The organism is Herbaspirillum sp. BH-1 (assembly GCF_002870055.1).
GTDB lineage: Bacteria > Pseudomonadota > Gammaproteobacteria > Burkholderiales > Burkholderiaceae_D > Herbaspirillum > Herbaspirillum frisingense.
In genome coordinates this window covers 150,687-162,832 of sequence record NZ_PKOI01000010.1, presented here as the reverse complement: position 1 = coordinate 162,832, position 12,146 = coordinate 150,687, and the positions used below count along the sequence as shown (strand labels likewise).

Sequence of the window (12,146 nt, the reverse complement as noted above, 5' to 3'; positions counted from 1 at the left end):
GATGCTGAACGGTTTTCTCCGGCCGTAATGATAGTTATCCGGCCTATCCCCACACCTCCGCCACCCGCAACAGATTGGTACTCCCCGGCTGCCCGAAGGGCATGCCGGCAGTGATCGCAATCTGGTCCCCCTTGCGCGCAAATCCCTCCCGCACCGCTGCCTGGCAGGCAGCTCCGACCAGCTGGCTTTCGTCGTGCATCTGTTCGCTGATGGTGGAATGCACGCCCCATACCAGCGCCAGCCGTCGGGCTGTCGTCAGTTGCGGGGTAATGCAGAGGATGGGCGCGGACGGGCGTTCGCGGGCGGCGCGCAGGCTGGTATGGCCGGAGCTGGTGTAGGTCACCGTGGCGCTGGCGCCGAGGATGCCGGTGACGTCGCGCAGGGCGGCGCAGATGGCGTCCGGGCGGTTGCGCTGCGGGGCCGCGTACTGGGCCTGCATCAGCGTGCGGTAGAGCGGGTCTCTCTCCACTTCGGTGATCACCCTATCCATCATCGTCACCGCCTGCACCGGGTAGTCGCCATGGGCCGATTCGGCCGAGAGCATCACCGCGTCCGAGCCGTCGTAGATGGCACTGGCCACATCCGAAACTTCAGCACGCGTGGGGACCGGGGCGCCGATCATGGATTCCAGCATCTGGGTGGCGATCACGATGGGCTTGCCCTGCTGGCGGCAGGTGCGCAGGATGCGCTTTTGCGTGCCCGGCACGCATTCCGGCGGCAGCTCCACACCGAGGTCGCCGCGCGCCACCATGATGGCGTCCGAGACGTCGATAATCTCTTCCAGCCGGTCCAGCGCGGCAGGCTTTTCCAGCTTGGAAAGAATGGCCGCGCGGCCTGCAACCAGGGTGCGTGCTTCCTTCACATCTTCAGGACGTTGTACGAAGGATAGTGCGATCCAGTCCGCGCCCATGTCCAATGCGAAATCAAGGTCGCGCCGGTCCTTGGCGGTCAGCGCGGGGATCGGCAACACTGCATCCGGCACATTGACGCCCTTGCGGTCGGACAGCACGCCGCTGTTGACCACGCGGGTGAGGATGCGGGCGCCATCGCTGGATTCGACCTGCAGCCGCACCTTGCCATCGTCGATCAACAGGCTTTGCCCGGGGCCGATGACCTCGAACAATTCCGGATGCGGCAGGCATACCCGGTGAGCATCACCAGGGGTCGCATCGTGGTCCAGCACGAAGGCCTGCCCGGCCTCGACACTCACACGGCCTTGGGCGAACTGGCCGATGCGCAGCTTGGGGCCCTGCAGGTCGGCCAGCACGGCGATGGGACGGCCCACTTCCTGCTCCACCCGGCGCACGATCTGGTAGCGGGCGTGATGGTCGGCGTGGCTGCCGTGGCTGAAATTGAAACGGAACACGTCGGCACCCGCCTCGAAGAGGGCGCGGATCATTTCCGGCGTGGCACTGGCGGGGCCGAGGGTGGCGACGATTTTGGCCTGGCGTTGGCGGCGCATGAACATCCTCTTTAAATTGTTTGATCACTAAAAAGCCGTTCGGACTGAGTAGATCCGAAGGATCGTATCGAAGGCGCTCTCACGTCTGCGCGCCTTCGATACGCCGCTTGCGCGGCTACTCAGTCCGAACGGGATGAGGTATGCCAGGACCATCATCATCCCTGGCCGCACCTCATGCTGGCAGCGTCAACTGCTCAGGCCTGGGCGATCTCGTGATTGGACATGATCTCCACGGCGCGACACAGCGCCGAGTGATCCAGTCCGCTCAAGCCATGGGCGGCGCAGGCATTCATCAGCTCCTGCGCGGAGGCGGTGTTGGGCAGGCTGATGCCCAGCGCCTTGGCACCCTGCAAGGCCAGGTTCAGGTCCTTCTGGTGTAATTCGATGCGGAAGCCCGGATTGAAGCTGCGCTTGACCATGCGCTCGCCATGCACCTCCAGGATGCGCGAGGCGGCGAAACCGCCCATCAGTGCCTGACGCACCCGGGCCGGATCGGCACCGGCCCTGGAAGCGAACAGCAGTGCCTCGGCCACGGCCTGGATGTTCAGGGCCACGATGATCTGGTTGGCGACCTTGGTGGTCTGGCCGTCACCGTTGCCGCCGACCAGGGTGATGTTCTTGCCCATCAGTTCGAACAGGGGCCTGACGTCGTTGAAGGCCGATTCCGATCCGCCGACCATGATGGTCAGCGAGGCGGCCTTGGCGCCGACTTCGCCACCCGAGACCGGTGCATCCAGGTACTGGCAACCCAGGGCGTTGATCTTCTGCGCGAACTCCTTGGTGGCGATGGGCGAGATGGAACTCATGTCGACCACGATCTTGCCGGGCGAGAGCCCTTCGGCCACGCCCTTTTCGCCGAACAGCACAGCCTGGACGTGCGGCGTATCCGGCACCATGACGATGACGATGTCGGCGCGCTTGGCCACTTCCGCGCCCGAGGTGCAGACGGTGGCGCCGCCTTCCAGCAATCCCGCCGGTGGGTTTTTCTGGTCATGCAGGTAGAGCTTGTGGCCGCCTTGTTGCAGCTTGTCCGCCATGGGTGCGCCCATGATACCCAGGCCGATGAATCCGACTTTTGCCATGCTGTGTCTCCTCAAGAAAAGATGAAATCCTGCTTGCGCGCACTTGCGCATTCACGCGCTCACGCACTCACGCACTCACGCGTGCTGCAAGCCGTGTTGCGCCATCCAGCCCAGGCCGGCAACGGTGCCAGCCTGCGGTTTGTATTCGCAGCCGATCCAGCCGCGATAGCCGATCTCCTGCAGCCAGCCGAACAGGTAGCGGTAATTGATTTCGCCGCTGCCGGGCTCGCCGCGTCCGGGGTTGTCGGCCAGTTGCACGTGGCCGATCAGGGAAAGGTTGGCCTTGAGGGTGTTGGCCAGTTCGCCCTCCATGCGCTGCATGTGATAGATGTCGTACTGGACGAAGAGATTGTCCGAGCCGGTGGCCAGGATCAGCTCTACCGCCTGGCGCGTGGTGTTGAGGAAGAAGCCGGGGATGTCGAAATGGTTGATCGGTTCGATCAGCAGGCGGATGCCCTGCTCCTTGAGCTTGCTGGCGGCGTACTTGAGATTGCCCACCAGCACCTCGCGGGCGGCCTCGCGCGCGACACCCGGTGGCAGGATGCCGACCAGGCAGTTCAGCTGCGGCACTTCCAGCGCCTTGGCATAGCGGATCGCCTCATCGACACCGGCGCGGAACTCGGCCACCCGGTCCGGATGGCAGGCAATGCCCCGCTCGCCCGCATCCCAGTTACCGGCCGGCAGGTTGTGCAATACCAGTTGCAAGCGATGGGTGCGCAGCTGGTCGGCGATCTGCTGCGGCGCGAAGGCATACGGGAACAGGAATTCCACGCCCTTGAAACCGGCATCGGCCGCAGCCTTGAAGCGTTCCAGGAAAGGCTGTTCGGTGAACAGCATGGTGAGATTGGCGGCAAGTCGGGTCATGGTGTCTCCTCTTAGTCCAGCAGGCTGATGGCGGTGGGCGCATCCTCGGCGCGCTCGGCCAGGGCTTCGAATTCGTTGATGGCATCGATCTCGGTGCCCATGGCGATGTTGGTGACGCGCTCCAGGATGATTTCCACCACCACCGGCACGCGATACTCGGCCATCCAGCGCTGCGCCTGGGCCAGTGCGTCCTGGATGCCATTGGGGTCGGTCACGCGGATGGCCTTGCAGCCCAGGCCCTCGACGACGGCCACATGGTCCACGCCATAGCCCTGCAGTTCGGGGGCGTTGATGTTCTCGAAGGCCAGCTGCACGCAGTAGTCCATCTCGAAGCCGCGCTGGGCCTGGCGGATCAGGCCGAGGTAGGAGTTGTTGACCAGCACGTGCAGGTAGGGCAGCTTGAATTGCGCGCCCACGGCGAGTTCTTCGATCATGAACTGGAAGTCGTAGTCGCCCGAGATGGCCACCACCTTCTTCTGCGGATCGGCCGCCACCACGCCCAGTGCGGCGGGGATGGTCCAGCCCAGCGGACCGGCCTGACCGCAGTTGATCCAGTGGCGGTCCTTGTAGACATGCAGGAATTGCGCGGCGGCGATCTGCGACAGGCCGATGGTGGCGACGTAGCAGGTATCGCGGTCGAAGGCGCGGTTCATTTCCTCATAGACGCGCTGCGGCTTGACCGGTACCTCGTTGAAATGGGTGCGCCGCTGCAGGGTCTTCTTGCGCTGCTGGCACTCGGCCAGCCAGGCCGAGCGGTCGGGCAGGCGGCCCGCCGCCTTGAGCTCGCGTGCCACCTCGACGAACAGCTTCAGTGCCGCGCCGGCATCGCTGACAATGCCATAGTCGGGACCAAAGACGCGGCCGATCTGGGTCGGTTCGATGTCGACGTGGACGAACTTGCGGCCCTTGGTGAAGACATCGATGGAGCCGGTATGGCGATTGGCCCAGCGGTTGCCGATGCCCAGCACGAAGTCCGAGGCCAGCAGCGTGGCATTGCCATAGCGGTGGCTGGTCTGCAGGCCGACCATGCCGGCCATCTGCGGATGATCGTCAGGGATGGCGCCCCAGGCCATGAGCGTGGGGATGACCGGCACGCCGGTCAGTTCGGCAAACTCCACTGCCAGCCCGGCAGCGTCGGCATTGACCACGCCGCCGCCGATGGTCAGCAGCGGACGTTCGGCGGAGTTGAGCATCTCCAGGGCCTTCTCGATCTGGGCGCGGGTGGCGGCGGGACGATAGACCGGCAGCGGCGCATAGGTATCCGGGTCGAAATCGATCTCGGCCATCTGCACATCGAAGGGCAGGTCGATCAGCACCGGCCCCGGGCGGCCCGAGCGCATCAGGTGGAAAGCCTGCTGGAACACGCGCGGCACCTGGGCCGGCTCGCGCACGGTCACGGCCCACTTGGTGACGGGCTTGGCGATGGATTCGATGTCCACGGCCTGGAAGTCTTCCTTGTAGAGCCGTGCACGCGGGGCCTGGCCGGTGACGCACAGAATGGGAATGGAATCAGCCTGGGCCGAATAGAGGCCAGTGATCATGTCGGTGCCGGCAGGCCCCGAGGTGCCGATGCACAGGCCGATGTTGCCGGCCCTGGCGCGGGTATAGCCCTCGGCCATATGGGAGGCGCCCTCCACATGGCGCGCCAGGATGTGTCCGATGCCGCCGTGCTTTTTGAGGGCCGAATAGAAGGGGTTGATGGCCGCGCCCGGCACGCCGAAGGCCTGCAGGCAGCCCTCCTTGACCAGTACATGCACTGCCGCGTCGACTGCTCTCATCTTTGCCATGCTCGTTCTCCAGATGTCCGTTGGGATGGTGTTGATCTCTGGAGGCCATGCTAGTCATTACAAATCCGGATGATAAGTATCATCAGAATCCACTGATTACTTACCAAAAGTATGGAAACATAGAAAAAGTATTGAATTACACTGCAGCCAGGAGGAATTGATGGACAAACTCAAGCAGATCGAAGCCTTCGTTTCGGTGGTGGACAAGGGCAGCCTGGCCGCCGCCGCGCTGGAAGAACAGGTCACGCCGGTGATGATGGGGCGGCGCATCGATGCCCTGGAAAAGCGCCTGGGGACCAAGCTCATGCACCGGACCACGCGCCACCTGACGCTGACCGAGCAGGGCAGCGTCTTCCTGGATCACTGCCGCAAGCTGCTGGAGCAGATGGATACGGCCGAAAAGAGCGTGGCCGAAGGGCGTCACAAGGCTACCGGTCATCTGGTGGTCTCCACGCCCGCCGCCTATGGCCGCCTGCATGTGGCGCCGCATGCCCCGACCTTCCTGGCAGCCCACCCGGAGGTGCAGATCTCCTTCAACCTGACCGATCGCGTGGTGGATCTGGTGCGCGAGGGCTATGACCTGGGCATCCGCATCGGCGGCGCCATCGAGCCCAGTTTCGTGGCGGTGCGCCTGGCCAGCAACCGCCGCGTGGTCTGCGCGGCGCCGGACTACCTGCATCGCCACGGCATCCCGCGCACGCTGGACGACCTGGCGCGCCATAACTGCCTGGCCTTCAACCTGCAGGGCGGCCAGCAGCGCGGCTGGTATTTCCAGCAGAATGGCAAACCGGTCATCATCAAGGTGCAGGGCAAGCTGGATTGCAACGATGGCGAACTGCTGCACCGCTGGGCCAGCGAAGGGCTGGGGCTGGCCTGGCGCTCCACCTGGGAAATCCAGGCGCAACTGGCGTCAGGCGAGCTGGTGACGGTGCTGGACGACTACGCCCTGCCCCACTACGACATCATGGCGGTCTACCCGCAGCAGCGGCATCTGCCGGCCAAGACGCGCTTTTTCATCGATTACCTCAAGGACGTCTATGCCCGGCCGGACTACTGGAACCGGGCGCGCAGTCCGGCCCGCACCGCCTGAGGCGAAAGCCGAAAAACCGGCCTTCCCGGATGCAATCCGACAACAGTGGCAAAATCTCGGTCCTGGCGGCAATTTGCGACGATCGATTGCTTACCCGTATGCCGACAATGCAATGCAACAAAATCCGCCTGCCAGGTGGGTTTTCCGCCAATCCGACCGTTATAACCCCAGCCCAATAATGGCTATGCCCCGGCCCTTACATCGCGCATCATGAAATTCAACGACATTACGAACGCTGCCAAGACAACAGCAACGCCCACTTTCTGCCTGCCACCGCTGCAGGCGGGTTTTCCGGCGCATAAAAAAGGACCCAACGGAGACAACCCACAATGAACGCCCTGAACAGATTCTTCCGCCTGGAAGAAAACGGCACCACCGTGCGCACCGAGCTGCTGGCCGGGCTCACCACCTTCCTGACGATGGCCTACATCATCTTCGTCAATCCCTCCATCCTGGGGGACGCCGGCATGCCCAAGGACTCGGTGTTCGTCGCCACCTGCGTGGCCGCTGCCGTGGGCACGCTCATCATGGGCCTGTACGCCAACTACCCCATCGGCCTGGCACCCGGCATGGGGCTCAATGCCTACTTCGCCTATGCCGTGGTCAAGGGCATGGGCTTCCCGTGGCAGGCCGCGCTGGGCGCGGTGCTGATCTCGGGCTGCCTGTTCCTGCTGGTGAGCGTGCTGCGCGTGCGCGAGTTGATCATCCAGAGCATCCCGCGCTCCTTGCGCACGGCCATCCCGGCCGGCATCGGGCTGTTCCTGGCGATCATTTCGCTCAAGAGCGCCGGCATCGTCGCCGCCAATCCGGCCACCTTCGTGACCCTCGGTGACCTGCACCAGCCGGCGCCGGTGATGGCCGTCATCGGCTTCCTGGTGATCGTGGCGCTGGACCGCCTGAAGGTGCGCGGGGCGCTGCTGATCGGCATCCTGCTGGTGACGGTGCTGTCGTTCGTCTTCGGCGGCAACCATTTCTCGGGCATCTTCGCCGCACCGCCCTCGATTGCGCCGACCTTCCTGCAACTGGATATCAAGGGCGCCATTTCCATGGGCCTGATCAACGTGGTGCTGGTGTTCTTCCTGGTGGAACTGTTCGACGCCACCGGTACCCTGATGGGCGTGGCCACCCGCGCCGGGCTGATGAAGGACGGCAAGATGGCGCGCCTGAACAAGGCCCTGATGGCCGACAGCACCGCCATCGTCGCCGGCTCCCTGCTGGGCACTTCGTCCACCACCGCCTACATCGAGAGCGCCGCCGGCGTGCAGGCCGGCGGCCGTACCGGCCTCACCGCCGTGGCCATCGCGGTGCTGTTCCTGCTGTGCCTGTTCATCGCACCGCTGGCTGGCGTGGTTCCGGCCTATGCGACGGCACCGGCGCTGTTCTTCGTGGCCTGCCTGATGCTGCGCGAACTGGTGCATATCGACTGGGACGACACCACCGAATGCGTGCCGGCCGTGATCACGGCGCTGGTGATGCCCTTCACCTATTCGATCGCCAATGGCCTGGCACTGGGCTTCATCAGCTACGCCGGCCTGAAGCTGCTCACCGGTCGCGCCCGGGACGTGTCGGTGGTAATCTGGATCATCGCTGCGATCTTCCTGTTCAAGATCATCTACCTCGGTGGCGAATGAGCGCATGCAGCGTCATGAAGTAGCCTGAACCATCGAAGAGGCGGCCCGCAACGACAGGGGCTGCCTCTTCGGGATCGTGACAAGAGGGAACCCGACAATCGTCCGCAACAATAGGCTGCGGACAATCCGTTTCCTCTTTTGACGACCCCGGCACGTTTCTTGAATGCCATCTGGCCACGGGAGACACCACAGGCCGGCCGCCGCCCCGAGCGGACATGCCGCCTGAAAGCAGATCCAATAATAAGAAGCACGCCCCACGATACGCCCTGGAGCGCGCCATAAAGCAGTCTGTTTTGTAGACAATCCATATTGAGTAAAGCCAAATGCCAGAGACCATCCGCCCCATCCAGTTCTACTTTCGCGGCCAGACCCACGAAGTAGCAGGCCAACCCACGACCCGCACCGTTCTGCAGCATCTGCGCGAAGACCTGCATTGCACCGGCACCAAGGAAGGCTGTGCCGAAGGCGATTGCGGAGCCTGCACCGTGGTGGTGGGCGAGCTGCGCAATGATCAGCTGGATCTCAAGACGGTCAACTCCTGCATCCAGTTCCTGCCCACCCTGGACGGCCGGGCGCTGTTCACCGTGGAAGACCTGAAGCAGGGCGATGGCTGCCTGCATCCGGTACAGCAGGCCATGGTGGAATGTCATGGCTCGCAGTGCGGCTTCTGCACGCCGGGTTTCGTGATGTCGCTGTGGGGCCTGTACCTGAAGCACGACCAGGACGGCGTCACGCCGACCAAGCGCGAGATCGATGACGCCCTTTCCGGCAACCTGTGCCGCTGCACCGGCTATCGCCCCATCATCGACGCGGCACGCCGCATGGGCGAACTGCCCAAGGTGGAATTCGACCGCGACGCCGTCAAGACCGCGCTACGCGCCATCGACCGCGACGCGCCGCTGGCCGTGACCCATGGTGGCCAGACCTTCCACGCCCCGCGCACGCTGGCGCAACTGCTGCAGTTACGCGCCGAGCTGCCCAAGGCGCGCATCCTGGCAGGTTCCACCGATGTGGGGCTGTGGGTGACCAAGCAGATGCGCGAGCTGGGTGACATCCTCTACATCGGCCGCGTGGAAGAACTGCGCGCCATGTCCGTGCAGGATGGCATGCTGGAGATCGGGGCCGGCGTCTCGCTGGAGGACGCCTATGCCGAAGCGGCCCGCCACTATCCGCAAGAGCTGTCCGAACTATGGCAGCGCTTTGCCTCCATGCCGGTGCGCAACGCCGGCACCCTGGGCGGCAATGTCGCCAATGGCTCGCCCATCGGCGACTCCATGCCCTGGCTGATCGCGCTGGGTGCACAGATCGTGCTGGCCGGCGTGGACGGTCAGCGGGTTATGCCGCTGGAAGACTTCTATCTGGCCTATCAGAAGTCGGCCCTGCAAGCCAACGAGGTGGTGCAAGCCGTACGTATTCCGCTGCCCGGCAAGGAGGTGCGTTTCCGCGTGTACAAGCTCTCCAAGCGCTTCGACCAGGATATCTCGGCGGTCTGTGCCGCCTTTGCCCTGCGCATGGATGGCGACATCGTGACCGGGGCGCGCATCGCCTTCGGCGGCATGGCCGCCACGCCCAAACGCGCCACGCAAGCGGAGGCTCTGTTGCAAGGCCAGGCCTGGGACGAGGCACAGGTACGCGCCGCCATGGCTGCGCTGGCCCAGGACTACGCGCCACTGTCGGACATGCGCGCCAGTGCCGCCTATCGCCTGCGCACCGCGCAGAACCTGCTCTATCGCTATTGGCTGGAAACCCGCAGCGAGGCGCCGCTGGCGCGCCAGGACGTGCGCGCCTTTGCGGCGTGAGTGCATCGCGTACAGCCTATCGACAGAATCCGCAGGAGAACAGCATGAACAAGCAAAGCGAACAATTCCTCAATACCCTGGTACAACCGCCGCAGGACTGGGCCACCGTGGGCAAGCCGCATCCGCATGAATCGGCCCTGCTGCACGTGACCGGCGAAGCCACCTACACCGACGACATCGTGGAACTGCAGGGGACCCTGCATGCGGCCCTGGGCCTGTCGCAGAAGGCCCATGCCAGGGTGCGCGCCATCGACCTGGACAAGGTCAAGGCGGCGACCGGTGTGGTCGCGGTCTTCACCGCTACGGATATTCCGGGCGAGAACGAATGCGGGGCGATCATCCACGACGATCCGGTGCTGGCCGATGGGCTGGTGCAATACGTGGGTCAGCCGATGTTCATCGTGGTGGCCGACAGTCACGACCATGCGCGGCGCGCCGCGCGCCTGGCGGTGGTCGATTACGAAGAACTGCCGCCGGTCCTGACGCCACGCGCCGCCCATGCCGCGCAATCCTACGTGCTGCCGCCGATGCACCTGTCGCGTGGCGAACCGGCGGTGGCCCTGGCGCTGGCGCCGCACAAGCTGCGCGGCCAGTTCGATGTGGGCGGACAGGAGCAGTTCTATCTGGAGGGACAGATTTCCTATGCCATCCCCAAGGAGGGGCGCGGCATGCACGTGTACTGCTCGACCCAGCACCCCAGCGAGATGCAGCACCATATCGCCACCGTGTTGAAACTGGCCTCGCACGATGTGCTGGTGGAATGCCGGCGCATGGGCGGTGGCTTCGGCGGCAAGGAATCGCAGTCGGCGCTGTGGGCCTGCGCCGCTGCCGTGGCGGCGGCGCGGCTGCGTCGTCCGGTCAAGCTGCGCGCCGACCGGGATGACGACATGATGGTCACCGGCAAGCGCCACTGCTTTGCCTACGACTACGAGATCGGCTATGACGACAGCGGACGTATCCTGGCGGCCAAGATCGACATGATCTCGCGGGCCGGTTTTTCGGCCGACCTGTCCGGCCCGGTGGCCACGCGGGCGGTGTGCCACTTCGATAATGCCTACTACCTCTCGGACGTGGAAATCCACGCCATGTGCGGCAAGACCAACACCCAGTCCAATACCGCCTTCCGCGGTTTCGGCGGACCGCAGGGGGCGCTGGCCATCGAGTACATCATCGACGAGATCGCCCGCAACCTGGGGCGTGATCCGCTGGAGATCCGCCGCAACAATTTCTACGGCCCCAGCGATGAAGAAGGGCCGGGAGCGCGCAACGTCACCCACTATGGCCAGAAGGTGGAAGACAACGTCATCCACGGCCTGGTGGACCAGCTGGAAAAGAGCAGCCGCTACCAGGAGCGGCGCCAGGCGATTGCCGACTTCAATGCCGGCAATACGGTGCTGAAGAAAGGCCTGGCGCTGACGCCGGTGAAGTTCGGCATTTCCTTCAACGTGCCACACCTGAACCAGGCCGGTTCGCTGGTGCACGTCTATACCGATGGCTCGGTGCTGGTGAACCATGGCGGCACGGAGATGGGGCAGGGGCTCAATACCAAGGTGGCGCAGGTGGTGGCCAATGCGCTGGGCGTACCGCTGGAGCAGGTGCGCTGCACCGCGACCGACACCAGCAAGATCGCCAATACCTCGGCCACCGCCGCCTCCACCGGCAGCGACCTCAACGGCAAGGCCGCGCAGGATGCGGCCCTGCATATCCGCGAACGGCTGGCCCAGGTGGCGGCCCGGCATTTCGGCGTGGACGCATCGGCCATCCGCTTTGCCGATGGGCTGGTGATGGCCGGCGAGCAATCGATCGCCTTCGTCGAACTGGTGATGAAGGCTTACCTGCAACGGGCGCAGCTGTGGTCCGATGGCTTCTATTCCACGCCCAAGGTGCATTGGGATGCCAAGCGCATGCACGGCCATCCCTTCTTCTACTTCGCCTATGCGGCGGCGGTGTCGGAAGTGGTGATCGATACCCTGACCGGGGAGTGGAAACTGCTGCAGGCCGACCTGCTGTATGACGCCGGAGAAAGCCTGAACCCGGCGCTGGACATCGGCCAGGTCGAGGGTGGCTTCATCCAGGGCATGGGCTGGCTGACCACCGAGGAACTGTGGTGGAACAAGGACGGCAAGCTGATGACGCACGCCCCCTCGACCTACAAGATCCCGGCCATCTCGGATTGCCCGGAAGCCTTCCGCACCGAGCTGTACCGCAACAGCAATGTCTCCGATACCATCCACCGCTCCAAGGCAGTGGGCGAGCCGCCGTTGCTGCTGCCGTTCTCGGTGTTCCTGGCCATTCGCGATGCGGTCTCGGCAGTGGGTGGGCATCGCATCAACCCGCCATTGCGTGCACCGGCCACCAGCGAGGCCATCCTCGATGCGGTCGATGTAGTCCGCGCGGCCGCAGCGGTGCAATAAGCCAGACCCTCGGGGAG

General features: G+C 64.5%; 8 protein-coding genes. 4 read left to right on the top strand and 4 right to left on the bottom strand.

Annotated features, from left to right (window positions below; translation table 11 throughout):
- Nucleotides 1–43: 43 nt before the first annotated feature.
- The 4 genes from pyk to gcl all read right to left on the bottom strand — a co-directional run bounded on the left by pyk (nucleotide 44) and on the right by gcl (nucleotide 5,195).
- Nucleotides 44–1,462 carry a pyruvate kinase gene (gene pyk, locus HBH1_RS15125; RefSeq protein ID WP_102663424.1) on the bottom strand — a complete coding sequence of 473 codons (1,419 nt, stop codon included), beginning with the start codon at nucleotides 1,460–1,462 and terminating at the stop codon, nucleotides 44–46.
- Nucleotides 1,463–1,656: 194 nt separating this feature from the next.
- On the bottom strand, nucleotides 1,657–2,544 hold the full coding sequence (locus HBH1_RS15120; RefSeq protein WP_102663407.1) for a 2-hydroxy-3-oxopropionate reductase: 888 nt from the start codon (nucleotides 2,542–2,544) through the stop codon (nucleotides 1,657–1,659).
- 75 nt (nucleotides 2,545–2,619) lie between these two features.
- Nucleotides 2,620–3,408 (bottom strand): hydroxypyruvate isomerase, encoded by a 789-nt coding sequence (hyi, locus tag HBH1_RS15115; protein WP_102663406.1) that lies wholly within the window; start codon nucleotides 3,406–3,408, stop codon nucleotides 2,620–2,622.
- Between the two features lie 11 nt (nucleotides 3,409–3,419).
- Nucleotides 3,420–5,195, bottom strand: a complete 1,776-nt coding sequence (gene gcl / locus HBH1_RS15110; RefSeq protein WP_102663405.1) for a glyoxylate carboligase — start codon at nucleotides 5,193–5,195, stop codon at nucleotides 3,420–3,422.
- 160 nt (nucleotides 5,196–5,355) lie between these two features.
- Here gcl and HBH1_RS15105 point away from each other — a divergent pair, with 160 nt between their 5' ends.
- From HBH1_RS15105 to xdhB, 4 genes are all read left to right on the top strand, one after another.
- On the top strand, nucleotides 5,356–6,285 hold the full coding sequence (locus HBH1_RS15105; RefSeq protein ID WP_102663404.1) for a LysR family transcriptional regulator: 930 nt from the start codon (nucleotides 5,356–5,358) through the stop codon (nucleotides 6,283–6,285).
- A gap of 329 nt (nucleotides 6,286–6,614) precedes the next feature.
- Complete coding sequence (locus HBH1_RS15100) at nucleotides 6,615–7,916, top strand: NCS2 family permease (RefSeq protein WP_077236358.1); 1,302 nt, start codon at nucleotides 6,615–6,617, stop codon at nucleotides 7,914–7,916.
- A gap of 323 nt (nucleotides 7,917–8,239) precedes the next feature.
- A complete protein-coding gene (gene xdhA / locus HBH1_RS15095) occupies nucleotides 8,240–9,715 on the top strand; it encodes a xanthine dehydrogenase small subunit (RefSeq protein WP_102663403.1) in 1,476 nt (491 codons plus the stop codon).
- Between the two features lie 44 nt (nucleotides 9,716–9,759).
- Nucleotides 9,760–12,129, top strand: coding sequence for a xanthine dehydrogenase molybdopterin binding subunit (gene xdhB / locus HBH1_RS15090; RefSeq protein ID WP_102663402.1), 2,370 nt, complete (start codon nucleotides 9,760–9,762; stop codon nucleotides 12,127–12,129).
- Nucleotides 12,130–12,146 lie beyond the last annotated feature (17 nt).